We start from the raw sequence: 24,867 nt of genomic DNA, 5'->3' as shown, positions 1-24,867 counted from the left end.
GGAACGCGCCGAGGGGCTCCGCGCGCGTGCGCGAAGCCCCTCGGCGACAGTGCCGACGTGCCGCTCAGCGGCCGAAGTTGAACCAGTTCACATTCACGAAGTCCTGCGGCTGGCCGCTCGTGAAGGTCAGATAGACGTCATGGGTGCCGGTGACCCCGCTGATGTTCGCGGGCACCGTCCGCCAGGACTGCCAGCCCCCGGTGTTGGCGAGGGAGAAACTCCCGACCGGTGTGCTCGTACGGCTGTCGAGTCTGACCTCGACCAGGCCGCTCACCCCGGCGCCCGCGCCGGAGGCCACCCGGGCGACGAACTGGGTGGCGGCCGTGGAGCCGAAGTCGACGTTCTGGAACAGCGCCCAGTCGCCGTTGGCGAGCGAGCCGATGTTCTGGCCGCCGCCGGTGTCGGTCGTGCTCTCGGTGAGGGTGCCGCTCTGGCTGTTGTACGACTCGGCCTGGATCGCGCTGTACGCGTCACGGGTGCCCGTCGGGGGCGGAGTGGTGGTGCCCCCGGCTGCCGACAGTACCTGCACATAGTCGACGACCATGGGGACACCGGATCGGGTGTCGCCGTCCAGGCCACCGCCGAACGCGTCGGGGAAGGCGCCGCCCATCGCCACGTTGAGGATGATGAAGAAGCCGTGGTTGGTGGCGTTGTTCCAGGTCGTCGCGTCCACCTGGCTCGCGTTGACCGAGTGGAACCGGGTGCCGTCGACGAAGAACCGGATGGTCTCCGGGGTCACCGAGCGGTCCCACTCCATGGTGTAGGTGTGGAAGCCCGACTGGCAGGTCGTGTTGGGGCACGCGGTGGAGTTGCCGATGCCGGTCGTCTCGTTGCACGGGCCGCCCGGGTTGGTGCCGCAGTGCATCGTGGCCCAGACCTGGTTGCGGCCCTGGACGTTCTCCATGATGTCCAGCTCGCCCACGCTCGGCCAGTTCTGGTAGTTGCCCCGGTAGGGCGCGCCCAGCATCCAGAACGCGGGCCAGTAGCCCTCGGCGGCCGTGCCCGTGACGTTCGGCATCTGGAGCCGGGACTCGACCCGCAGCTTGCCGCCCGCCGGGGGCTGGAAGTCGGTGCGGTTGGTCTCGATACGGCCCGAGGTCCACCTGCCCGCCGAGTCACGCAGCGGGGTGATCCGCAGATTGCCGTTGCCGTCGAGCGAGACGTTGCTGGTGCTGTTCGTCATCGTCTCGACCTCGCCGGTGCCCCAGTTGGCGGGGCCGCCCGGATACGAAGTGCCGGTTGCGTACTGCCAGTTGGAGGTGTTGACGCCGGTGCCGGCGGTGCCGTTGAAGTCGTCGACGAAGACCTGGGTCCAGCCGGCGGGCGGTGTGGGGGCGGCGCCCTCGGCGGTCGTCGTCCAGGCCGTGGCCAGCGCCACCGCGGCGGCCATGGCGAGGAACACGCGCCGGAGCGGGCGACGTCTGCGGGGTGTGCCGGAGGTTTCACTCATTGCGGCCTCTTCGGGTGTACGGAGTGAAGTGCGCGGGTGGGGGAGCGCTCCGTGGAGTCCCGTCCTGAGAGCGCTCTCAGAAGAAGAGCGTGCGGTCAATGTGCGCTCCGGCGCTGCGGTCGTCAAGAGTTAAAGCGGAGAAAGTCCGTATGGCGGGGGCGAGTTCACGATGTGAAGATCGGCCGATCCCGGCGGTGCCCCGAGGCGGCGAGGCGACGACCGGTCGGGTCCCCGCCGGTGACGGTCAGTCCCCGGCGGCGGACGCGGATGGCCGGGCCTTCGGCTCGTCCGGGCGTACGGAGAACGCCGTGTCCCCGGCCGTCGCCACGATCGCGTCGTCCACGAGCAGGACACGGGGCGGCGTCTCGGCCGCGATGTCCCCCGGGTCGTCCAGCGCGTCCGTACGCCACAACTCGGCGCCCGTGCCGCTGTCCAGGGCCAGCAGCCGGCCGAACCGGTTGGCGAAGTAGATCTCGTCGCGGGCCGCCGACACCACCGGAGCGGACAGGTTCTCCATGTCGGTGGTCCGTTCCCACAGCTCCTTGCCGCTCGTCGCCGACACGGCGGTGACCGACCCGTTGGTCCGCACGAAGTACACGACCCCGTCCACGAGCGTCGCCGCGCCGCGCAACGCCCGCTCGAGCGGGATCCGGGTGGTCTCGCCGGTGTCCGGGTCCACCCGCAGGAACGCGTCGTACGGCCGCTCGTACCCCGCCTGGTACACCTCTTCGGTGGTCTGCGCCTTGAGGAACAGCGGCCGTCCGTCGACGGCGCCCAGGGCGAGCGACTTCTTGGGCAGCGCGGCGAGCTCCCGCCGCGCGCCGTCGTCCGGATCGAGCCGTACGAGCGTGAACGGGCGGGTGTCGAGGAAGTCGTCGCCCTTCCAGCACAGTGCGTACGGGGCCTCGCCGAGCGCCGAGGGAACGCAGTTGACCGCTCCGGGCACGGGCGAGCGCCACAGCTCGTCGCCCGCCGTGGAGTGGGCGACCACCTGCCGGTGGTCGGGCGTGAGGGTGAGGATGCCGCCGTCGTAGAGCGGGGCCGCCTCGCTCGCACTGATGGACCGGGTCCACCGCTCCTTCCCGGTCCGGGTGTCCAGGGCCACCAAGCGCCGCTGGGTGGTGTCGGGTTCCGTGTAGACGAAGACCAGGCCGTCGCGCACGCCGATGGGCCGGGCGGTCTGCGGCAGGGTGCCGTACCGCCACCCCGGCTCCCCGGTGGCGGCGTCCACCTTCGCGACGACGAAGCCCGTACCGCCGCAGTACAGGTCCGTCCCGTCCGTCCGGCACCCCGTTTCGCCGTAGTTGATCGGAACGTACTCGGAGGGGAGGCCGCTGTCGGCCCGCAGCGGTGTGCGCCACGGCTGCCAGCCCTTGGGGAGCGACACGGAGCGGTAGTCGACCGCGGTGTCGGTGCCGGACGACGTCGTGCTGTCCTCGGCCTGCGCGTACACGAGCAGCGCGGCGCCCAGCGCGGAGACGGTGACGGCGGCGCCGAGGCCGACGAGGAGCAGCTGCCGTTTGACGCGGCGGCGCGCGCCGCGGCGGTCAGCCGGTCGACCGTCAGCCGGTCGGTCGTTCGCGGTCCTGTTGTCCGCCGGTAGGTCGTTCGCGGTCCTGTCGTCCGCCCGTCCGGCGTCTGTGCGCCCGAGGTCCGTGGGCCGGTCGAGCGGCCCGGGTGCCGGGCCGGCGACGAGGTGGCCGGTGTCGGACGAGGCGGGCAACTCCAGGAACAGGCGGTGCAGTTCGGCGAGGTCCGGGCGGCCCGCCGGGTCCTTGTCCAGGCAGCGCTCGGCGACGCTCCGCAACGGCTCGGGCACCGCGTCCAGCTTCGGGGACTCGAACATGACCTGGTAGCCCGCCAGATACGGGCTCTCGGCCTTGAACGGGCTGTGCCCGCTGGCCGCGTACACCAGCAGCGACCCCAGGGAGAACACGTCCGAGGCCTCGGTGACGTCCCTCGGCGAGCGCAACTGCTCCGGCGACATGAACGGCGGTGTGCCGATCACCCGCCCGGTCACGGTGAGGGGCAGGTTGTCGACGGCCCGCGAGATGCCGAAGTCGATGACGCGCGGACCGTCCTCGGCCATCAGGACGTTCCCCGGCTTCAGGTCCCGGTGCACGACACCCACCCGATGGATGTCCCGCAGCGCCTCGACGAGCCCGAGCGCGAGACCCCGGACCCGGGCCATGCCCAACGGGCCCTCGTCACGCACCAGATCGGCGAGCGTCGGCCCCGGCACGTACTGCGTCGCCATCCAGGGCCGGACGGCCTCGGGGTCGGCATCCACGACGGGGGTGGTGAACGCGCCGCTCACCCGGCGCGCCGCCGCGACCTCCTGCCGGAACCGGGAGCGGAACTCCTCGTCGTCGCGGTACTGGGAGTGCACCAGCTTGAGCGCGACCAGCCGCCCCGACGCCGACCGGGCGAGATAGACGACTCCCATGCCACCGGAGCCGAGCCGGTCCTCCAGGACGTACTCGCCTATGACGGTGGGATCGTCGTCCCTCAGCGGCATTTCCCACCACGCTCTGAATTCGTCCGGCAGCTGCGGCGGATCAGCCTAGGGGATACGGGAAGGGGCGTCGGACCAAGGGCCCTGGAGAACGCTTCCGGCCCACCGGCCCGCCCAGGACCGGTGCCGGCCGTCGAGGCCCGCCGGTGCGTCGACGGTCCGCTCACCCGAGCTGTTCATCACCGTTTCGGATCTCGATGAACGCCGCAATCCGGGCCATGAGCACGGCCCGGTCTTCCGGAAGGCCACCGACCTGGCGACCTCTCACGGAATCCGGCCGTCACCGATGTCGTCCGGCGCGCCGCCGAGCAGGTCATCGCGGCGAACGCCGCGTTTCCGGCCATCCCGGAGACCGATACGCGGCCCTCGCACCACGACGAGACGTGGAAGCTGTCGCGTTCCGCCGAGGCCATCGCCGCCACGCGGGCCCGCAGCGCCGAGCACGCCGACCTCGTCCTGGGAGTGCTCGGCAGCCTCACCACCGGACGGGGACATCGCGGTCCTCAGCGTCCATGCCTCGCTCACCACGATGACGCACATGAAGGGAGTCGGCCTGTCCTCGGCGTTGAAACGACTGCCGTCACGGGACCGGTGTTTATTCGATGGCCCGGCTCCCGGGCAACCGCTAGCTTCGCCCCATGGCGCAGACTCACGGCACGTGCACGGACCGTTTCGCCCCGGTGCGCGAGGCGCTGGCGGCTTCGCTGGACGACAAGGACGTGGGGGCCTCGGTCGCCGTGTACGTGGACGGCGAGCCGGTGGTCGACCTGTGGGGCGGGTACGCCGACGCGGAGCGCACCACACCCTGGGAGCGGGACACCATCACCCACGTCTGGTCCACGACCAAGACGATGACGGCCCTGTGCGTGCTGATGCTCGCCGACCGGGGCGAGCTGGACCTGAGCGCGCCGGTGGCCGCTTACTGGCCCGAGTTCGCCGCGGCGGGCAAGGAGGACGTGCGCGTCAGTCATGTGCTGTCACACACGGCCGGCCTGCCCCGCTTCGACGCGCCGACGACGCTGGAGGACCTGTACGACTGGCCCACGGTCACCTCCCGGCTCGCCGCGCAGACCCCCGCCTGGGAGCCCGGCACCGAGGCCGGCTACCACGCGGTCACCCAGGGGTATCTGCTCGGGGAGCTCGTCCGCCGGGTCACCGGCCGCACCCTGGGCACCTTCCTCGCCGAGGAGGTCACCGGCCCGCTGGGCGCCGACTTCCACGTCGGGCTCGCCGCCGAGCACGACCACCGCGTCGCGCCGGTCCTCGAGCCGCCCTCCTCCCCGCCCCGTGGCGGTCCGCCGCCCAACCCGGACCTGCCGGACGGCATCGCCAACACGACCGCCTGGCGGCGCGCCGAGATCCCGGCCGCGAACGGCCACGGCAACGCCCGCTCGGTCGCGGCCGTGCAGTCGCTGCTGGCCTCGGGCGGAGCGGCCCGTGGGGTGCGGCTGCTGTCGGAGAAGGGGTGTGAACGGGCCCTGGAGGAGCAGTTCGACGGCACGGACAGCGTTCTGCGCGTGCCGATGCGGTACGGCATGGGGTACGGCCTGAACGGCGGCCAACTGCCCAACCCCCGCACCTGTTTCTGGGGCGGCTGGGGCGGCTCGATCGTCCTGGTCGACCTCGACGCCCGGATGTCCGTGGCGTATGTGATGAACCAGATGATCGACGACGGCGGCCTCGGCGACGACCGGGCGTTCATGGTCCTCGCGGCCGTCTACGAGGGCCTGTCGGCCTGAACCCGACGGCACAGCCGTAACGGCGGTAACAACCGCAACGGCTGTAACAGCCGTAACGGCCGCATATCAACTGGATATCGACACCGCTGCCGAACCGGCGGCACCACCGCACCGGCCCCGGGAATCCCGGGGCCGGTGCGAGGCGTGGCACGGACTTCTGGCAAGATCGTTTGATCTCGGTGGAACCAGAACCCCGCATTCCCCCTCTCTAGGGTCGGGGGGCGCACAGTTGATCACCCGCGGCCTCCATGACCAGCCGCAACAAGGTGTTCATGCCCTGTGCATGGTTTTGCTCCGAGTGCCCCGTCCACCATCGGATCAGGCCCGCCCACCGATCATCAATCCAGGAGTCCGCATGCCCAGCCGTCGTCGTTTTCTCGCCGGGACCGCCGCCGTCGGCGTGACCGGGGCGGCGGCCGGATGTGTCGCGCACGAGGGGCGCAAGGCCGGTGTCCGGGAAACCGGCGCCCCGGAGGTGAGCCGGCCGTCCGCGCCGGTCGTGCCCGCCGCCCGGACCCCCTCGCAGCGGCTGAACTTCGTGGTCGTCCTCGCCGACGACCTCGGCTACGGCGAACTCGGCTCCTACGGCCAGCAGCTCATCGACACCCCCCGCCTGGACGCCCTGGCCGCCGAGGGACTGCGCTTCACCGACGCCTACTCCGCCGCCCCGGTCTGCGCCCCCTCCCGCTGCTCCTTCCTCACGGGGCTGCACAGCGGTCATGCCACCGTCCGCGAGAACCCCTGGGGCCCCGGCGGTCAGGGCGCGCTCACCGAGCGGGACTTCACCTTCGCGGAGGCCCTGCGCGCCCTCGGCTACCGCACCGCCCTCATCGGCAAGTGGGGCTTCGGCCCCGAGAAGCCCCACCAGCCGAGCCACCCCAACTCCCGTGGCTTCGAGACGTTCTACGGCTACCTGACGCACAAGCACGCGCACCAGTACTACCCGACGTACCTCTGGGACAACGGCGAGAAGCAGGACATCCCCGAGAACCGGGACGGCGCCCGCGAGGTCTACGCCCCCGACCTCATCGAGGAGCGCGCCCTCGGCTTCGTCGACGCCCACAAGGACGAGCCGTTCCTGCTCTTCCTCGCCCCGACCGTGCCGCACGCCCCGAGCCTCGCCCCGCAGCTCGGCGCGTACGCCGACGAGCCCTGGTCCCGCCCCGACAAGGCCCACGCGGCCCAGGTCACCGGCCTGGACACCCTGGTCGGCACCATCGTGGACCGGCTCAAGGCGCACGGCATCGACCGGCGCACCGTCGTCCTCGTCACCAGCGACAACGGCCCGCACGAGGAGGGCGGCACCGACCCCGACTTCTTCGACGGCAACGGCCCGCTGCGCGGCTACAAGCGCAACCTGTACGAGGGCGGCATCCGCGTCCCCCTCATCGCCTGGTCCCCGCAGCGCGTCCCCGTCGGCACCACCGACCGGCCGACCCCGCTGATCGATCTGCTGCCGACCCTCGCCGAACTCGCCGGCGCGCCCGCCCCGTCGGACATCGACGGGCTCTCCCTGGCACCGCTGCTGCGTGCCGGTGACGCCGAGGCCGCCCGCCACGACCACCTGTACTTCTACCGCAACCACAGCGGCGTCACCCCGCGCGCCGACCGGGTCGACGGGGGCCGTACGCGGCGTCTGGCGGAGGCGGTGCGGCACGGCGACCTCAAGGCGGTGCGGTTCGCGCCCGGCCAGGACCGGTCGGCCCCCGACAGCCGGTGGGAGGTCGAGCTGTACGACCTCGCCCGTGACCCCGGCGAGCAGCACGACCTCGCGGCGGCGCGGCCCGCCCAGGCCGACGCGCTGGTCCGGCTGATGCGGTCCTCGTGGGTGGACGACTACCGGCGCAAGCCCTACGGAGTCACCCTCCAAGTGGCCCGGAGGAACGGGAGGTTCCTCGTCACCGCCACCTTCGCCAACGGCTCCGCCCGCCCCTGGACGGCCGCGCGGCTCGCCCTCACCGCGCCGAACAGCTGGCAGGTGCGCAACCTCGACGCGGTCACCACGGACCGCATCCGCTCCGGCGGACGGTTCTCGGCCCGCTGGGAGGTCACCCCCGCCGTCGACGCCGAGCAGGGCTGGCTCACCGCGCGGGGCACGGCCACGTACGCGGGCACGGCGGTGACGTACGCGGCACAGACGCTGGCGACGAGGTAGCGCCGAGCGCCGGCGAGAAGCGGACGCTCACGCCGGCCGATCACCTGACACCGGCGTCGGCGAGCGAGCAGGGGCAGTCGTCTCGTCGGCGATCGAGCAGACGCAGTCGTCGTTCAAGAAGGAGAAGTGCCCCGGCCAGGAATCAGCGACCCGCGCCGGTGTTCGTCCGGCTGCCAGCCCAGGGCGCGGGAGATCCCGCGTGCCGCCACCTGGACCGCCGGGGTCAACACCGGTACCTGGGCGCCCGCGTGGGGCACCACGACCGACACGGCGGCGACCACGGCCCCGCCCGCACCACGCACCGGGGCCGCCACCGAGAGCGCGTCCTCGGTGACCTGACGACTGCTCACCGCCACCCCCGAGCGCCGCACCTCGGCGAGCACACGGCGCAACCGGGGCCCGTCGGTGATGGTGTACGGGGTGAAGGAGGCCAACGGCCCCTGACAGTAGATCTCCTGGGACGAAGCGTCGCCGTACGCGAGGAGCGCCAGACCCACCCCCGTGGCGTGCAGCGGCCAGCGGCCGCCGACCCGGATGTGGACGCCGACGGCCGAGCGCCCGGAGAGCCACTCGATGTAGACGACCTCGTCTCCGTCGCGGACCGCCAGCTGCACGTTCTCGTGCGTCGCCTCGTACAGGTCCTCCAGGTACGGCATCGCGATCTGCCGCAGCGCGAGTCCGCGCGGGGCGAGGGCCGCGAGCTCCCAGAGGCGGAGCCCGACGTGGTAGACCCCGGACGTGTCCCGCTCCAGGGCGCCCCACTCGGTGAGCGCGCCGACCAGCCGGTGGGCCGTGGTGAGCGTCAGCCCGGCGCGGCGGCTGATCTCCGTCAGGGAGAGCGCCGGGTGGTCGTGGTCGAAGGCGGCCAGCACGGCGAGGAGCCGGTCGGGGGCGGAGCGGGTGGTGCCCGGTGGCGCGCTCTCCCGGGGTGCGGCTCCCGGGGGCGCGGTCCGCCGGGGTGCGGCCCCCGGCGACGGCAGCGCGTCGGTGGTCATCGGCATGGCGTCACCCCAGTCCGGCCTCGGCGACCTTCTGCAGCAGCGCATGGAGCGTGTCGCGCTCGGTGGCGTCGAGGGGCTCCAGCAACTCGTTCGTGACGCGCTGCCCGGCCTCGTCGGTGTCCCGCAGGAAGGACCGTCCGTCCTCGGTCAGGACGATGATCCGGCTGCGGCGGTCGGCGGGGGAGGGGCGTCGCTCCGCGAAACCCAGCTTCTCCAGGTCGTCCACCAGACCGACGATCGCGCTCGGGTCGTAACCGAGCGACGCGCTCAGCTCCCGCTGCAGCGCGCCCGGCGACGTGGCGAGGAAACGCAGCACCGCGTAGTGGCGCAGCCGCAGGCCCGACTCCTGCAGGGACGAGTTGAACAGCTGTCCCGACCGCAGCCCCAGGCGGTACAGCAGATAGCCCGTGTCCGCGTGCAGCCCGCGCATCCACGGTTCGTGCGCGTCGATCGAGGCGGCGTCCTGCGTCTGCTGGCCGGCGATGGCGGGCTCCCTGGTCGAGGCCCCGGTTCGAGGGGCGGCGCGTGCGTACTGCTCCCAGCATGACGCAACGCCCGGGGAACAACAACTATTGACGTCAACAACTATTGCTCTTAACTTCGATTTCGTAGCCGCTCAGTCTCTCGAAGGGACCCACTCGTGCCCAGCATCGATCTCACCGGCAAGGTCGCCGTCGTCACGGGCAGTGGCCGTGGCCTCGGCCTGGCCTACGCACAGGCCCTCGCCGCCGCCGGCGCCTCCGTCGTCGTCAACGACATCGACGAGGCCGTGGCCGAGGCGGCCGTGAAGTCCATCACCGAGGCGGGCGGCAAGGCCGTGGCCGAGGTCGCCGCGGTCGGCACGACCGAGGCCGCCGACCGGCTCGTGGGCCGCGCGGTGGAGGAGTACGGGCGGCTCGACATCCTCGTCACCAACGCGGGCATCCTCCGCGACAAGGTGCTCTGGAAGATGTCCGACGACGACTTCGACGCGGTGATCACCACCCACCTCAAGGGCACCTTCACCTGCGCCCGCGCCGCCGCGATCCGCATGCGCGAGCAGGGGGAGGGCGGCTCCCTGATCCTCGTCGGCTCCCCGGCCGGCCAGCGCGGGAACTTCGGCCAGACGAACTACGCCGCCGCCAAGGCCGGCATCGCCGCCTTCGCCCGCACCTGGGCGATGGAGCTGGGCCGCGTGAACATCACCGTCAACGCGATCATCCCGGTCGCCGCCACCGCCATGACCGAGACCATCCCGGTCTTCGCCCCGTACGTGCAGGCCCTGCGCGAGGGCAAGCCGTTCCCGGACTTCCTGCGCAAGGGCGAGGGCTTCGGCACCCCCGAGGACTGCGCGGCCCTGATCCCGTTCCTCGCCTCCGAGGCGGCGCGCGGTGTCACCGGCCAGGCCATCGGCATCGGCGGCGACAAGGTGGCACTCTGGTCACATCCGCAGGAGATCAAGACGGCGTACGCGAACGGCGGCTGGACCCCCGAGGCCCTCGCCGACGTCTGGCCGACCTCGCTGGGCGCCGAGCCCGAGACCGTGGGTGTCCCCGCCCCGAAGATCCCGGAGGCGTGATGACCCCCTCCATGAACGTCGAGGAACTCGTCGCGATCGACGTCCACACCCACGCGGAGGTGTCGTCCAAGAAGGGCACCTCGTCGCTGGACGACGAACTGCACGACGCCTCCTCCGCGTACTTCAAGGTCGAGGGCAAGCGGAAGCCCACCCTGGAGGAGACGGCCGCCTACTACCGCGAGCGGAAGATGGCCGCCGTGATCTTCACGGTGGACGCCGAGTCCGCGACCGGCACCGAGCCCGTCCCCAACGAGGAGGTCGCCGAGGCGGCCGCCGCCAACGCGGACGTGCTGATCCCCTTCGCCTCCATCGACCCCTTCCGCGGCAAGACCGGCGTCAAGCAGGCCCGCCGCCTGGTCGAGGAGTACGGGGTGAGGGGCTTCAAGTTCCACCCCAGCGTCCAGGGCTTCTTCCCCAACGACCGAGCGGTGGCGTACGCCCTGTACGAGGTCATCGAGGAGACGGGCACCATCGCCCTGTTCCACACGGGGCAGACGGGCATCGGCGCGGGCGTCCCGGGCGGCGGCGGCATCCGCCTGAAGTACTCCAACCCGCTGCACGTGGACGACGTCGCCGCCGACTTCCCGCACCTCAAGATCATCCTGGCGCACCCCTCCTTCCCCTGGCAGGACGAGGCGCTGGCGGTGGCCACGCACAAGCCGGGCGTGCACATCGACCTGTCCGGCTGGTCGCCGAAGTACTTCCCGCCGCAGCTCGTGCAGTACGCGAACACGCTCCTCAAGGACAAGGTGCTCTTCGGCTCCGACTACCCCGTCCTCACCCCCGACCGCTGGCTCGCCGACTTCGAGAAGCTGTCGATCAAGGACGAGGTCAAGCCGAAGATCCTGAAGGAGAACGCCGCCCGGCTGCTCGGACTGACGAAGCCATGACGACGCCATGAGGAAACCGTGAGGGACACACCCCATGTGCAATGACGGACAGGGGCACAGACATGCGCAATGAGGGACTGGGGTCGTGGCCCGCCCGCCGGGCCCGCAAGACCCCCGGGCGTACCGCCCTGATCCACGGTGACACGAGCATCACCTACGCGGAGCTGTACGAGCGCACCACGCGCCTCGCCCACGCCCTGCGCGCCTCCGGCGTACGCCGAGGCGACCGCATCGCCTACCTGGGGCCCAACCACCCCTCGTACCTGGAGACGCTGTTCGCCGCCGGCACCCTCGGCGCGGTCTTCGTCCCGCTCAACACCCGCCTCGCGGGCCCGGAGATCGCCTACCAGCTGGCGGACTCCGGGGCCAAGGCGCTGGTGTACGCGTCCGGGTTCACCGGGCTCGTCGCCGGACTGCCGGGCGACACCGACGTCCGTACGTTCGTGGAGGCCGGCCCGGAGTACGAGGCGCTGCTCGCGGGGGCCGAGGCGGAGCCGATCGACCAGCCCGTCACCGCCGACGACACCTGCATCATCATGTACACCTCGGGGACGACCGGCCGCCCCAAGGGCGCGATGCTCACACACGGCAACATCATCTGGAACGCCGTCAACGTGCTCGTCGACCAGGACATCATCACCGACGAACGCGCCCTGGTCTCCGCCCCGTTGTTCCACACGGCCGGGCTGAACATGCTCACCCTGCCCGTGCTGCTCAAGGGCGGCACCTGCGTCCTGGTCGAGGCGTTCGTCCCGGAGGCCACCTTCGACCTGATCGAACGGCACCGGATCACCTTCATGTTCGGCGTGCCGACCATGTTCGACCAGATCGCCCGGCACCCGCGCTGGGCCGACGCCGACCTGTCGTCGCTGCGGATGCTGTCCTGCGGCGGCTCCCCGGTGCCGACCCCGCTCATCGCCAGGTTCCAGGAGCGCGGGCTCACCTTCCTCCAGGGCTACGGCATGACGGAGGCGGCCCCCGGCACGCTCTTCCTCGACGCCGAGCACGCGGTGAGCAAGGCCGGATCGGCGGGCGTACCGCACTTCTTCAGCGATGTGCGGGTCGTACGGCCAGACATGACACCGGTCGACGTCGACGAGCCCGGCGAGGTCGTGGTCCGTGGACCGCACGTCATGCCCGGGTACTGGGGGCTGCCCGAGGAGACGGCCGCGGTGTTCGCCGACGGCTGGTTCCGCAGCGGGGACGCGGCCCGCGTCGACGAGGACGGCTATGTCTTCATCGTCGACCGCATCAAGGACATGATCATCTCCGGGGGCGAGAACATCTACCCCGCCGAGATCGAGGACCAGCTCCTCGCCCACCCCGACATCGTCGAGTGCGCGGTCATCGGCATCCCCGACGACAAGTGGGGCGAGGTGCCGCGTGCGGTCGTCGTGCCCCGGGAGGGCTGTGCCCTGGACGCCGACGAGGTGCTGGCCTCGCTGGCCGGGCGGCTCGCCAAGTACAAGATCCCGAAGTCGGTGGTGATCGCGGACGAGCTTCCCCGCACCGCCTCCGGAAAGCTCCTCAAGGCCCGGGTGCGCAAGCGCTACGGCACCAACTCTTAGCTAAGGAACGTCATATGAGCATCACCGTGAACGGCATCGACGAGCTCAAGAAGCTCGCCGGCAGCGACCTCGGCGCCAGCGAGTGGATCGAGGTCACCCAGGAGCGCATCAACACGTTCGCCGATGCGACCGGGGACCACCAGTGGATCCACGTCGACCCGGAGAAGGCGGCGGAGGGCCCCTTCGGCGCGCCGATCGCCCACGGGTACCTGACCCTGTCGCTGTTCATCCCGCTCTTCACGGAGCTGCTGGATGTCGAGGGCGTGTCGACGAAGGTCAACTACGGTCTGAACAAGGTGCGTTTCCCGTCCCCGGTGAAGGTCGGCTCCAAGATCCGCCTGGTCGGCAGGCTGGCCTCGGTGGAGGACGTACCGGGCGGGGTGCAGATCACCGTCGACGGCACGATCGAGATCGAGGGCGCGCCCAAGCCGGCGGCGGTGCTGCAGAGCCTGTCCCGGTTCTACGCCTGAGAGGCCTTGAGCGCCTGAGCCGCCCTGAGGGTCTGAGAGCCCCTGAGCGCCGTGGAACCGTGAGAACGCCGTAGGGCGGAGCACCCCGAAAGGTGCTCCGCCCTACGGGTGTTCGGCCTAGCCGCAGCGGCCCGTGGTCCACTTGTGCGAGCGGAGCTTGTACGTGCCGGCCAGGTTGCCGCCGTGCTGCTGGCGGGTGCAGCCGGCGCGGTCGTCCTCGTCCTGGTTGGCGCCCTTGTAGTAGACGACGCCGGTGAAGCTGGAGGACGTACCCGCGTTCCAGACGGACTTCACGTTGTGCGTGGCCGACCAGGAACACCGGATGTCGCCGGACCGCCAGTCCGGGTCGGCGTCGCTCCAGCTGCACTTCTGGCCGGTGAAGTTGGCACCGGTCCAGAAGCAGACGTTCCCGGACGCGCAGTCGACCGCGGTGGGGGCCGCGTGGGCGGTGGAGGTCGGCAGGGCGAAGGCCGCGACCGCCGCGACGCTCATCACAGCGGCGGCCATCGGACGGTTGCGCAGGATCTGGGGCACGAAACGGGCCACTGGCGTGTCTCCTCACAGGGGGTGGTTCGTTCTGGGACGGCCCGAGGTTGGCAAGCGGCGATTGGGCGGTACAAGGCATTCCGTGCTGGTGGGACGCTGGGACGGCCGTGTCACGACCGGCCTGCGGCATCTCCCTGCCGTTGGGACGCCGGTGGGACGGCGCTGGGGCGGCGCCGGGGCGGTGTTTGGGGCGGCGTTGGGGGCGTCACGGAGACGGTCGTCAGCGATCCGTTATACAAGTGGCCGGAGTTGGCGGGGTTCCGGCCGTCTGTTTCTGGCACAGTGTGCTCGGGCGCGGGGATCGGGGGATCCAGGGGGAGCGCCCTCTCATCTCCGTACACACAGCGCCGCCGTCCGACCACGTGCGGCGCCGCCGTTCAGCACGGCAGCAAGTGAAAAAAGGGGGGACGCCCGTGTCTGCGTGCACGGAGTCCGAGCGGTTCGCCGCCTGTCTGCGCTCGCTCAAGGAGCGATCGGGACTCAGTTACGCGGCGCTCGCCGCGAAGGCCGGAACGAGTGGGTCCAGTGTGCACCGCTACTGCCTGGGCAGTTCGGTACCGCAGGACTACGGCACCGTCCACCGCCTCGCGGTGGCCTGCGGCGCCACACCGGAGGAGCTACGGACGCTGCACCGGCTGTGGGCCGTGGCGGACGCCGCCCGAGAACCGGAACCCATGCAACCCGCGCAACCCACGGAGTCGACGCCGCCGCCGGAGCGGGAGGACGCCCCGCCGGAACCGGTCGTCGAGTTCTCGGAGCCCCCGCACGACTCCGGGACCGCCGGGTGGAGCCGACGGCGGAAACGCGTCGCCGTGGCCGTCGGTCTGGCCGTGCTGTTTCTCGGCGGGATGGCCTGGACCCTGCCGTCGCTCGGGTCCGCCGAGGGAAGCGAGGGCGGTACGGGCAAGGAGACCGGCGAACCGCGGCAGAAGGACACCCGGCCGCTCTTCACCTCCACCTGCCGGGAGGTGGTGGCCATGGGCCAGCACGACACCTGCGTACGCGAGGTGCAGCGGCTGCTGCACGCCAAGGGTGCGGTGATCGGGGTGGACGGCGACTTCGGACCGCAGACGCTGCGCCGCGTGACCGCCTTCCAGGTGATGGCGGGGATCGAACCGCCCAACGGGGTGGTCGGCGACACCACCAAGAAGGCGCTGTACGAGTCCGGGGCACGTATGCGCACCTGGACCCCGGACGAGGTGCGGCGGCGCATCCGCGAGGTGTTCACCGAGGCACCGGACCGCGCGGTGGCGATCGCCGACTGCCAGTCCTTCCTCGACCCGCTGCACATCCTCCCGAACACCAACGGCACCCGGAACTGGGGCCTGTTCCAGATCTCCGACGCCCGGCTGAGGGAGCTGGGCGGCACGCCGCGCGAGGCGCTCGACCCGGAGTGGAACATCCGCGCGGCGAAGCGGTTGTGGAGCGAGGACCGGGACTTCGGCGACTGGCCCCACTGCGACCGGGCGTTCAGTGGGAGTCCGTCCCCCTCGCCGTAGAGGCGGAGGCGCGCGGGGGACCGCGGACCGGTCGTGGCCGGTCGCGCGGTACCCCGCGCCCCTGGACGATCCTGGTGCTCACGCGCCCCCAGGGGCGACCCCGCTGATCAACTCACGTCCACGAAAACCGGGTTGGAGTAGAACCAGGTGTCCTCCCACGGGTCCCCGTCACCCGGCGCGTGCGGGATCGGACCGTGCGGGTCGATGGACGCGCCCAGGTACCCCGCCCCGTTGCGCTTGCCGTCGCTGCCGCGCAGGCGGAGGTAGAAGGACTCGTTCCCGGCGGTGATCGGGATGCGCAGGGTGTACGTGCCCTCGCGGCCGCTCACGTCCTTGGTGTGGACGACCTTGGTGTCGGGGGCCTGCCAGGCGTCCCGGTCGGCCACCGGGCCGCGCACCGCGCCCCGGATCACGTCGACATGGGCCAACCCGGGCAGGATTCCCTGGGGGTTGGCGCGGGAGGCGGTCGTCACCGTCACGTTCAGGGTGAGCTTCTCGCCCTTGCGGACCCGCAGTCGGCCGCCCAGGGTGACCCCGCGCCCATGGTCGCGATCGCGCTTCACCCGGACGTCGAGGCCGTCCAGCAGATGGCCGTGGTCCACCCAGACACGGCCCGCCCGCAGGCCGGCCATCACCGAGCGATAGCCGTACCGGGTGACGCCCACATGGGTGCGGCTGAACTGGCCGGGCCAGAAGTCGCTGCCGGGCTGCGGGGTGTCGGTGTTCACCGGGTCGGGCAGCTTGCCGGTGTTGTCGAAGTTCTGCCCGGCCGGCCAGTCGCCGTTCTTCCAGGTGTCGAAGACGATCCGGTGGGCGTCCGAGTTGGTCGTGATCGAGAACAGCTTCCCCTCGGCCAGCATCGCGTCCCAGAGGCCGCCCACGGTCGCCGTCGACCAGTCGAAGCCGCCGTACGTGAGGTACGCCTCCGCCGGATACCCCGGCCAGGACTGGGCCGACGGCTTGTTCTCGTACTCGCCGCGCATCGAGGTCGCCCCCCGCCAGCCGGGGATCGCCGCGCCCTGGGCGCCGGGCGCGCCCTCCATGCCGATCATGATCTCTGGGGCCGCGTCCCGCCAGCCACGCATCTCGTGCGGGGAGTCGATGCCGAGGCGCAGCGGGTGGTTGGCGAGGACCAGTACATCGTCGACGTAGCCCGAACGGCGTTGCTGGGCGAGCCACTTGATGGCCTTGACGGCGTGCGCCTCGTTGCGGGCGGTGTCCGCCCCGCCCACGGAGCCGTCCGTGTAGCCGAGCAGCTTGCCGTCGTAGGCGCGCTCGAAGCGGGTGAGGAGGTCGACCTCGTGCGGGCCGGGGGTGGCGAAGACCGTGCAGTGCTCGGCGGCCGGGATGTACCACTCCAGGCCCTGGAAGATCAGCTGGCGCGGGTTCTCGGCCCGGGCCCTGAGGATCTCCTTGTGCTCCAGCGCGGCCCCGAAGTCGGCGTGCCCGAAGTTGGAGTGCTCGGTGAACACCATCCAGTCCAGGCCGTACTTCGCGCCCGCGGCGGCCAGTTGGGAGAACGTGTACTTGGCGTCGTGGCTGTAGACGGTGTGGATGTGGTGGTCGCCGACGAGGTAGGCGAGACGCGGGTCCTCGCCACCGTAGTGCCGTGAACCGGCGGAGGCCGGTGCCGTCAGAGCGCTTGTGGCGCCCATCGCGAAGGCGGCGCCGAACAGGCCCGCGCCACGCAGGAGTCCACGGCGCGACACGCCCTGCGCGTCGAGGGCGGCGGGGGAGACGGACGGATCGGCCCAGGCGGGCAGCTGCTGCCGCTCGTGCGTGCCGGACAGGTCGGACATGATCTGTGGGGTTCCTTCGCGTCTCAGTGGTTCATGAACGACTTGACGGGCAGCGCCCGCTCGACGACGCGGGCGTCGCCGAGGCGTCCGTGCAGGATCTGGTCGATCTTCCCCGCGTACTCGTAGCCGCCGAGGATCCAGGGCAGGCCGACGGAGGTGAGCCCGACGGCCGTGGCCTTCGGGTTGCGGACGACCGGGCAGCCCTGGACGTAGAGCGTGGTGTGCTTCCCGTCGTTGACGACCGCGAGGTGCCACCACGTCTCCAGTGGGGTCTCCTGGCCCCAGTTGGTCGCGATGCCCTGCTGGTTGAGCGGGCGCACCGCCCACTGCGGCTCCCGGTCGTTCGACAGCGACAGCGTGGCGAGCGGCTCGTCCGGGTCGTCGGCGGTCTTGCCCGCCGCGCCGCCCGTGCCCGTGCGGCCGAGGATGCCGGCCCAGGCGTGGTTCGACGGGTTCCAGTCGGCGGGCAGCCGGTAGAACGCCTCGATGGTGTAACCGCTCTCGAACGTCGCCGAGTTGAGGGGCGCCCCGTCGACCGTCCGCAGATAGGCGCCCTTCAGCGGGGGCTTGCCGCCGTGGAACTCCAGGCTGCCGTGGCCGGGCTGGTCCGGGTGGTGGTCGGCGGACCAGGTGAGCGTGCCCCCGCCGACCGTGACCAGCGTGAGGTCGTTGCCGCGCCCGGAGCGGTCACGGATCGTACCGCTGACGGCCGATCCGTCCTCCTGCCCGTCGAAACGCCAGTACGCGACCGTGCCGGGCACCAGCATCTTCGACACGGGGCGGGCCGGACGCGCGGGCACCGGCGCGAAGCCGGCGAACCGCTTCTCGAAGTCGATCCCGACCGTGAACCGGTCGGCGTCGCCGGAGAGTTCGCTCTCCTGCCGCTCCAGCTCGTTGAGCCCCTCGGCGGCCCGTCCCAGGATCCACGGGGAGATCGTCTCCACGTCGATGGTGTTCCGGTCGAGGTCGAAGCGGTAGAGACGGATCATGGCCGCGCCGCCGAAGTACCGGTTCTGGTAGTTCGTGAGGTGCAGGTGGACATCGTTGTCGGCGCTGTTCTTCCGCGTGGCGCGCGCCGCCGGCCAGTAGTGCCCGTTGAGGGTCAGGAAGATCTGGTCGTGGTCCCTGATCAGCTGGTCCCACAGCTTCTGCCCGTATGCCGAGAGGGAGTCGTCCCCGTCGACCAGTTCGTGCGTGGTGAGCACCACGGGCGTCCTCGGGTGCCGGGCCAGCACGTCCTTCGCCCAGGCGAAGCCCTTCGCGGACAGCCGCCAGTCCAGGGCGAGCACCATCCACTGCCGGCCTCCCGCCTCGAAGAGGTGGAAGGAGTTGTAGCCGTCCGGGGAGGCGCCCCCGAAGGCCGGCGCCCCCTTGAAACGGGCGGGTCCGAAGACGTCCAGGTACGGGGTCGAGCCCCGCTGGTCGTCGGTGGAGGAGCGCACGTCGTGGTTGCCCGCGAGGACGCTGTAGCCGACGCCCTTGCGGTCGAGCAGCCGGAAGGCCTCGCCGATCGCCGAGGTCTCCTCCTCGGTGCCGTTCTGGGTGAGGTCCCCGAGATGGGACAGGAACACGATGTTCTCGTCCCGGCCGTGCTCCAGCAGATAGCGCAGCGACGCCTCGACGGGCGCCTTGTCGATGCTCGGCCCGTCGAACAGATACTGGGTGTCGGGCATGACGGCGAGCGTGAACCGGCGGCTCGTGGGATCGGGCTTCCAGCGCTTCGGCGCCGCCTGCGCGGCGGTGGGCAGCGTGACCGTCGCCGCCGCGCCCAGCAGGGCCGTGGCACGGAGGAAGTTACGTCTGCCCGAGTGGGCCTGGGCAGACTCCTGCCCAGGTTCGCGCGAGGTGCACACAGTGACTCCGTAGAAAGGGTTGGTGGTTCAGAGCGCGCGCAGCGTCCACGACCAGCGGTGGACACCCGGCGGGACGAGATACGCGGGCGAGGTGTCGGGCCCGCAGGACGCGGTCCCGAGCCCTCGGTGCGCCGCGTCGATGTGCACCACGCACCCCGGCCGGGGCACCAGTTCGTCGTGGTGCGCGGCGGCGGCCAGGTCGGCGGCGCGATGGCGGGTCACCGAGACCTGCCGGGGCCGGTCCAGCCGTACGCCCAGGGCGTGCCGGTCGCTGCTGAGCGTGAAGTGCCGTACACCGTGCCGGCCCCCGCTCTCCTGCGGCCGCAGATAAGGGGTGAACAACGCGTCGACGGTGGCCGAGTGGTGGCCGACGGGCGCCCAGGCCGCCCGGTCCGGGTAGCTCTCCCACGGGCCCTGCCCGTACCAGGCGAGGCGGTCCAAGCCGTCGACGGTCTCGAACACCGTGCCGACGCGGGCCACGTCCGTCAGCTCCTCGGGCAGGACGGCGGTCTCCTCGACGAGCACCCGGCCGTCCACCAGCGCCGTGAACGTCTGCTCGTGCTCGACGGCCCCGGCCCCCGTCAGCCAGCGCGACCGGACCCGCACGGTGGAACCCTTGCGCTCCACGGAGACGGGCTCGCGCTCGGCGCGGTCCAGGCCCAGCTCGCGCCAGCGTTCGGCCATGCCGCCGAGGACGTCGTTGTCGGTCGGCGCCCGCCACAGGCTCAGGCCCGGCGGGGAGGCGAGCAGCGGATGCAGCAGCAGCCCGTCCTCGTCCGTCTCCGGCGGAGGAATGTGTCCGAGGTCGCCCTCGGCACCCACCACCGGCTCGCCCTCGTCCGCCTCGTACCACTGCACCTGCGGGCAGCACACCTCGGTGCCGCGTGGTGCCCAGGGCTCGTCGGCGGCCGTCGTCACCCGCAGCGTCAGCCAGATCTCGCCGGCCCCCTCGAGCACCTCGGGCCGGTCGATGACGGCCGAGCCGCCGGGCGGTACGGCGGGCAGCTGGGCCGGAACCGTCCATGTGCCGCCGTCGGCCGCCGCGAACTCCCACTCGGCGGCCAGCCACGACAGATCGCGGAAGTGCTGCCGGTTGTGCACCCGCAGCACCCGCCAGGTGCCCTCGCCCTCCACGGACAGCCGCACCGGGGCGGCGATCTCGCGGTGCTCGAACATCACCGGCTTGGGCGTGCGGTCGGGGAAGACGACCCCGTCGGCGATGAAGGCGCCGTCGTGGATCGTCTCGCCGAAGTCGCCGCCGTAGGCCCAGCGCAGGCCGGGGCCCGCGACACCGTTCTCGTACAGCCCGGTGCCCCCACGCCCGGCCGGTCGTCCGTCGTTCACACGCTGGAGGATGCCGTGGTCCCAGAACTCCCAGATGAACCCGCCCTGAAGACCTGGGGTTGCCTCGATGGCGGCCCACATGTCGGCCAGGGTGCCGTTGCTGTTGCCCATGGCGTGCGAGTACTCGCACTGGATCAGCGGCCTCGTCTGTTCACCCGACAGCGCGTGCGCCACACAGTCCTCGATGGGCGCGTACATCGGGCAGGCGATGTCGGAGGCGTCGTCGGTGGCCGCCCAGTCCAGCTTCGCGGCGCCCTCGTACTGCACCGGCCGCGTCGGGTCGTGGCGCCGCAGCCAGCCGGCCGCCGCGTCGTGGCCCGCGCCGTAGTCGGACTCGTTGCCCAGCGACCAGACGATGACCGAGGGATGGTTCTTGTCCCGCAGGGCCATGCGGGAGACGCGGTCGACGAAGGCGTTGAGATAGCGCGGGTCGTCGGCGATCTCATGGGCGTGGTCGTGCGACTCGATGTCCGCCTCGTCGACCACGTAGAAGCCGAGTTCGTCCGCGAGGTCGTACAGGCCCGGATCGTTCGGGTAGTGCGCGGTACGGATCGCGTTGAAGCCGAACCGCTTCAGCGTCAGCAGGTCCGCGCGCATGTCCTCCCGCGACACCGTCCGCCCCGTCAGCGGATGGAAGTCGTGCCGGTTCACGCCCCGCAGGTAGACCCGCTCCCCGTTGACCAGCAGGTCCCGGCCGCGGATCTCGACCTCGCGGAAGCCGACCCGGTGGTGGGAGGTGTCGGCGACCGTGCCGTCGGCGCGGTGGAGACGCACGGTGAGGTCGTACAGCTCGGGGGTCTCGGCGTTCCAGGTCCGTACGTCGGGGACGACCGTCCCCATGCGGGCCTCGCCGAGGAAGTCGGAGACCCGCTCGTCCTCGGCGTTGAGCCGGTCGAACCCGGTGTCCTGGACCAGGGCCAGGCCGTCCAGCTCCCCGCTGACGTACCAGCCCTCCGGCAGTGCGCCCGTCCCCGCCGCCGAGCGCACCCGGCAGTCCACCCGCAGCTCCCCGTCACAGCGCGCCCGCACGGTCACGTCGGCGAGATACAGCGGATCGGTGGCGTACAGCAGCACCGAGCGGGTGATCCCGCCGAGCCACCACTGGTCCTGGTCCTCGATGTGCGAGGCGTCGGACCACTTCACCACCGTGAGCCGCACGGTGGCCTTCTCGCCGGGGCGGACCAGGCCGGAGAGGTCGAACTCGGCGGCCAGATGGGAGTCCTTGGAGATGCCGGCCGGCTGTCCGTCCACATGGACGAGCAGCACGCTCTCGGCGGCGCCGACGTGCAGGACGATCCGGCGGCCGGCCCACTCGGCGGGTATGCCGATCTCCCGCTCGTACACGCCGGTCGGGTTCTCGGCCGGGGACCCCGGCGGGAACTGAGCCCACGGCATACGGACATTGGTGTACCGCGGTGGGTCCTCCGCCACCTGGAGGGTCCAGGAGCCGGGGAGGTGTGCCCAGGACCAGCCGGGGCCGGGCGCCCCGTCGGGCGACGGCAGCAGCTGGAACCGCCAACGGCCGTCGAGCGACAGCGCCCGGTCGCGCCGGTCGACGGCGTTCATGGGCAGTCGCCTCCAGGAGGTCACTTCGGGTGATTCCCAGGGGCGCAGGGCGAAGAGTGCGTCGGTCATGACCGTTCCGAAGTCGGTGGTGACGGGGAGGACGTGGTCGGCCGGGGCAGGATGCGGCCCCGCAGGCCCCAGGAGAGGTCGACGGGGATGCCGAGACGGTCCAGGACGGTGGGGGCGATGTCGATGAGACGGGGCGTGTCCAGCCGGCCGCCGCCGGGCGCTCCGGGCGCTCCGGGCGAAACGAGGGTTCCGGGGGCTCCCGGTGTTCCGGGCTCGGCGAGGACGACGAAGACCTCTCGCTCGGCACGCGTGTCGCCCCCGTGGCCGCCGGCGTCGAGATGTCCGTGGTCCGTGGTGACCAGCACCGTCCAGTGCTCGTCCGCTCGGGCGGGGCCGGAGCGCCGGGCCCCGATCGCGTCCAGCAGCCGCCCGAGGTGGGCGTCCTGGGCGAGCAGGGCCCGGTCGTAGGCCGGGCTGCGGGGGCCCGTGGCGTGGCCTGCCTCGTCGGTGGCGCCGAAGTACGCGAACACGACGTCCAAATCCTCCTCGGTGAGCCACCGCACCACGGTGTCGGCGACGAGACGGTCCGCGCTCTCGTAGCCGTCGGTCTCGCCGTCGTACCGCACGCGGTCGCCGATGGCGGGGCCGAGGGTGCCGCGGTCGACCAGTTCCGGCCAGGACACCGCGGCCGCCGCGCGCAGACCGGGCCGCGCGGTGACGGCCCGGCTGAGGAAGTCGGGGTGGCGGGAGTAGTCGGCGCCGGTGAAGTCGTTGCCGGTCACCCCGTGACGGTCGGGCCACACCCCGGTCAGCACACTCGACCAGCCGGGGCCGGAGTCGGTGTAGGCCATGCTGGTGGACGGCCCGTCCTCGGCCTGACCGTCCACCTCGCCGTACGGCAGCAGGCTGCTGCCGTGGGCGCCCGCCGCCATCAGGCCGTGCAGGACGGGTGCCGTGAAGGGCGAGCGCGTCAGCAGGTCGTAGCGCACCCCGTCCATACCGACCACGAGCACCCGGCCACGCCCCGGCCGTCCCGCGCCGACGGCATCCACCACGGCGAACCCCTCTCTCGACACGGACTCAGCTGCCCTGCACGGCGCCTTCGGTGGCGCCCGCGATGAACCCGCGCGCGAAGATGCTGAAGACGATGACCAGGGGGACGGCGGCCATCAGCACTCCGGCCATGACCATGCTGTAGTCGGTCTGGTGGCCGACGTTGAGCTGGGCCAGCTCGACCTGGAGCGTGACGTGGTCGGGGTTGGTGAGCACGATGAGCGGCCAGACGTAGTCGTTCCAGGCGTTGACGAAGACGTAGATGGCGAGGAAGGACAGCGCGGGCTTGATCATCGGCAGGGCGACGTTCCAGTACTGACGGAAGAACCCGGCGCCGTCGATGCGCGCCGCGTCGAGCAGTTCGTCGGGCACACCGTTCTCGATGTACTGGCGCAGCCAGAAGATGCCGAAGGCGTTGGCGAGGGCGGGCCAGACCAGCGCCTTGAGCATGCCGACCCAGCCGATCTCGGACATCAGGATGAACTGCGGCAGGACGGCCAGCTGGAGCGGCAGCATCATGAACACCAGCAGCGTGCCGAAGAGCAGCTTGCGCCCGGGGAAGTCGAACTTGGCGAAGGCGAAGGCCGCCAAGGAGTCGATGAACAGCACCAGGACCGTGGTCACACACGCGACGACGAGTGTGTTGAGCATCGACCCGAAGAAGTCGATGGTGTCGAGCACGTTCCGGATGTTCTCCATCAGATGCGAGCCGAAGGTCAGCTTCGGCGGGCTCTGGTAGATGTCCTTGGTGGTGTTGGTCGCCATCACGATCGTCCACAGGAACGGGAAGACCGAGATCAGGACGGCCAGGGCGAGGAGGATGTGCGCGGTCAGGCCCTTGGGGCGCCGCAGCCGCCGCCTCGGGGCCGTGGTCGGCGATGGGGTGGCGGCTGTCGTCATGACTTCCTCCCTCGTTGCACGATGCGCCAGTTGATGACGACGAGCACGATGATCAGTACGAAGAAGGCCCACACGATGGCCGCGCCGTAGCCGTAGTCGTTGTCGAGGAAGGCGGACTGGTAGAAGTACAGCAGCGTGGTCAGACCCGCCTGGCCGGGGCCGCCGAGGTTGGCGTTGGCGGCGTTGCTGGCGAAGAGCACCTGAGGCTCACTGAAGCTCTGCAGACCGTTGATCGTCGAGATGACGACGGTGAACAGGATGATCGGCCGCATGACCGGAATGGTGATCTGGAAGAAGGTGCGGACCGGTCCGGCGCCGTCCACCTTGGCCGCTTCGTAGATCGACTGCGGGATGGCCTGGAGGCCGGCCAGGTAGATGATCATGTTGTAGCCGGTCCACATCCAGGTCATCAGGGCCGCGATCACGACCTTGATCAGCCACGGATTGCTCAGCCACGGGACGGGTTCGATGCCGACCGTGCCCAGGATCGCGTTGACCAGACCGAAGTTGTTGCTGAACACCGCGCCGAAGAAGATCGCCACGGCGACGATCGAGGTGACGTTCGGTACGTACAGGGCGATGCGGTAGAAGCCCTTGAAGCGGCGTACCGAGTGCAGCAGCGTCGCCAGCACCAGGGCGCCGAACAGCGTGGGAACCGTGGACAGCACCCAGATCAGCAGGGTGTTGCGGATCGACAGCCAGAAGACCGGGTCGTTCCAGAGGAACTCGTACTGCTGCAGACCCACGAACTGCTTGGTGCCCAGACCGTCGTAGCGCTGGAAGGACAGGTACAGCGAATAGAAGACGGGCACGAAGGAGAACGCGGTGAAGATCAGGTAGAAGGGCGAGATCGCCAGGTACTGCCGCCAGTACGACAGCACCCCGCGACGGCTGGGCCGAACGGCGCCCGCGGGCGGGGTGCGCCGCGGGCGGAAACGGGCCGGGCCCGGCC

Annotated in this window: 19 protein-coding genes; 7 read left to right on the top strand and 12 right to left on the bottom strand. The window is 71.2% G+C overall.

Going from position 1 to position 24,867, the window contains the following annotated elements; translation table 11 throughout:
* Window positions 1-64: 64 nt before the first annotated feature.
* The 3 genes from ACWD26_RS09905 to ACWD26_RS09895 form a co-directional block, all read right to left on the bottom strand.
* Complete coding sequence (locus tag ACWD26_RS09905) at window positions 65-1,450, bottom strand: glycoside hydrolase family 16 protein (protein WP_451268080.1); 1,386 nt, start codon at window positions 1,448-1,450, stop codon at window positions 65-67.
* A 244-nt stretch (window positions 1,451-1,694) separates the two neighbouring features.
* The gene (locus ACWD26_RS09900; protein WP_451268078.1) at window positions 1,695-3,968 is read right to left on the bottom strand and encodes a serine/threonine-protein kinase; all 2,274 of its coding nucleotides are present in this window, start codon (window positions 3,966-3,968) and stop codon (window positions 1,695-1,697) included.
* Window positions 3,969-4,229: 261 nt separating this feature from the next.
* A complete protein-coding gene (locus ACWD26_RS09895) occupies window positions 4,230-4,505 on the bottom strand; it encodes a hypothetical protein (protein ID WP_451268076.1) in 276 nt (91 codons plus the stop codon).
* A 98-nt stretch (window positions 4,506-4,603) separates the two neighbouring features.
* On the opposite strand from ACWD26_RS09895, the gene ACWD26_RS09890 reads away from it, so the two are divergent.
* Window positions 4,604-5,704, top strand: coding sequence for a serine hydrolase domain-containing protein (locus ACWD26_RS09890; RefSeq protein WP_451268074.1), 1,101 nt, complete (start codon window positions 4,604-4,606; stop codon window positions 5,702-5,704).
* Between the two features lie 355 nt (window positions 5,705-6,059).
* The gene (locus ACWD26_RS09885; protein ID WP_451268072.1) at window positions 6,060-7,859 is read left to right on the top strand and encodes a sulfatase-like hydrolase/transferase; all 1,800 of its coding nucleotides are present in this window, start codon (window positions 6,060-6,062) and stop codon (window positions 7,857-7,859) included.
* A gap of 113 nt (window positions 7,860-7,972) precedes the next feature.
* Here ACWD26_RS09885 and ACWD26_RS09880 read toward each other — a convergent pair whose 3' ends face one another.
* Both ACWD26_RS09880 and ACWD26_RS09875 read right to left on the bottom strand, forming a co-directional pair.
* Window positions 7,973-8,860, bottom strand: coding sequence for an IclR family transcriptional regulator (locus tag ACWD26_RS09880; protein WP_451268070.1), 888 nt, complete (start codon window positions 8,858-8,860; stop codon window positions 7,973-7,975).
* A gap of 4 nt (window positions 8,861-8,864) precedes the next feature.
* Window positions 8,865-9,290 (bottom strand): MarR family winged helix-turn-helix transcriptional regulator, encoded by a 426-nt coding sequence (locus tag ACWD26_RS09875; RefSeq protein ID WP_451268068.1) that lies wholly within the window; start codon window positions 9,288-9,290, stop codon window positions 8,865-8,867.
* Between the two features lie 210 nt (window positions 9,291-9,500).
* Here ACWD26_RS09875 and ACWD26_RS09870 point away from each other — a divergent pair, with 210 nt between their 5' ends.
* From ACWD26_RS09870 to ACWD26_RS09855, 4 genes are all read left to right on the top strand, one after another.
* On the top strand, window positions 9,501-10,418 hold the full coding sequence (locus ACWD26_RS09870; RefSeq protein ID WP_451268066.1) for an SDR family NAD(P)-dependent oxidoreductase: 918 nt from the start codon (window positions 9,501-9,503) through the stop codon (window positions 10,416-10,418).
* Window positions 10,419-10,429: 11 nt separating this feature from the next.
* Window positions 10,430-11,308, top strand: coding sequence for an amidohydrolase family protein (locus ACWD26_RS09865; RefSeq protein ID WP_451268553.1), 879 nt, complete (start codon window positions 10,430-10,432; stop codon window positions 11,306-11,308).
* Between the two features lie 62 nt (window positions 11,309-11,370).
* On the top strand, window positions 11,371-12,876 hold the full coding sequence (menE, locus tag ACWD26_RS09860; RefSeq protein ID WP_451268064.1) for an o-succinylbenzoate--CoA ligase: 1,506 nt from the start codon (window positions 11,371-11,373) through the stop codon (window positions 12,874-12,876).
* Between the two features lie 14 nt (window positions 12,877-12,890).
* A complete protein-coding gene (locus ACWD26_RS09855) occupies window positions 12,891-13,346 on the top strand; it encodes a MaoC family dehydratase (RefSeq protein WP_055515009.1) in 456 nt (151 codons plus the stop codon).
* Window positions 13,347-13,463: 117 nt separating this feature from the next.
* Here ACWD26_RS09855 and ACWD26_RS09850 read toward each other — a convergent pair whose 3' ends face one another.
* Window positions 13,464-13,892, bottom strand: coding sequence for a peptidase inhibitor family I36 protein (locus tag ACWD26_RS09850; RefSeq protein WP_451268062.1), 429 nt, complete (start codon window positions 13,890-13,892; stop codon window positions 13,464-13,466).
* A 413-nt stretch (window positions 13,893-14,305) separates the two neighbouring features.
* Here ACWD26_RS09850 and ACWD26_RS09845 point away from each other — a divergent pair, with 413 nt between their 5' ends.
* Window positions 14,306-15,391, top strand: coding sequence for a helix-turn-helix domain-containing protein (locus ACWD26_RS09845; RefSeq protein WP_451268060.1), 1,086 nt, complete (start codon window positions 14,306-14,308; stop codon window positions 15,389-15,391).
* A gap of 107 nt (window positions 15,392-15,498) precedes the next feature.
* Here ACWD26_RS09845 and ACWD26_RS09840 read toward each other — a convergent pair whose 3' ends face one another.
* From ACWD26_RS09840 to ACWD26_RS09815, 6 genes are read right to left on the bottom strand one after another with little or no spacing between them, the layout of a single operon-like run.
* Window positions 15,499-17,190, bottom strand: coding sequence for a PHP domain-containing protein (locus tag ACWD26_RS09840; RefSeq protein ID WP_451268058.1), 1,692 nt, complete (start codon window positions 17,188-17,190; stop codon window positions 15,499-15,501).
* 23 nt (window positions 17,191-17,213) lie between these two features.
* Window positions 17,214-19,043, bottom strand: coding sequence for a LamG-like jellyroll fold domain-containing protein (locus tag ACWD26_RS09835; RefSeq protein ID WP_451268056.1), 1,830 nt, complete (start codon window positions 19,041-19,043; stop codon window positions 17,214-17,216).
* A gap of 27 nt (window positions 19,044-19,070) precedes the next feature.
* Window positions 19,071-22,022 carry a glycoside hydrolase family 2 TIM barrel-domain containing protein gene (locus ACWD26_RS09830; protein WP_451268054.1) on the bottom strand — a complete coding sequence of 984 codons (2,952 nt, stop codon included), beginning with the start codon at window positions 22,020-22,022 and terminating at the stop codon, window positions 19,071-19,073.
* The gene (locus ACWD26_RS09825; RefSeq protein ID WP_451268053.1) at window positions 22,019-23,017 is read right to left on the bottom strand and encodes an alkaline phosphatase family protein; all 999 of its coding nucleotides are present in this window, start codon (window positions 23,015-23,017) and stop codon (window positions 22,019-22,021) included. The genes ACWD26_RS09830 and ACWD26_RS09825 overlap by 4 nt, the downstream gene beginning before the upstream one ends.
* 25 nt (window positions 23,018-23,042) lie before the next feature.
* Window positions 23,043-23,915, bottom strand: a complete 873-nt coding sequence (locus ACWD26_RS09820; RefSeq protein ID WP_451268051.1) for a carbohydrate ABC transporter permease — start codon at window positions 23,913-23,915, stop codon at window positions 23,043-23,045.
* The gene (locus tag ACWD26_RS09815) at window positions 23,912-24,796 is read right to left on the bottom strand and encodes a carbohydrate ABC transporter permease (protein WP_451268551.1); all 885 of its coding nucleotides are present in this window, start codon (window positions 24,794-24,796) and stop codon (window positions 23,912-23,914) included. The genes ACWD26_RS09820 and ACWD26_RS09815 overlap by 4 nt, the downstream gene beginning before the upstream one ends.
* Between the last annotated feature and the right edge of the window lie 71 nt (window positions 24,797-24,867).

This window comes from Streptomyces sp. NPDC002787 (assembly GCF_053592095.1).
Note: the sequence above shows the minus strand (reverse complement) of the source record. Positions and strands in the feature narration are given on the sequence as shown.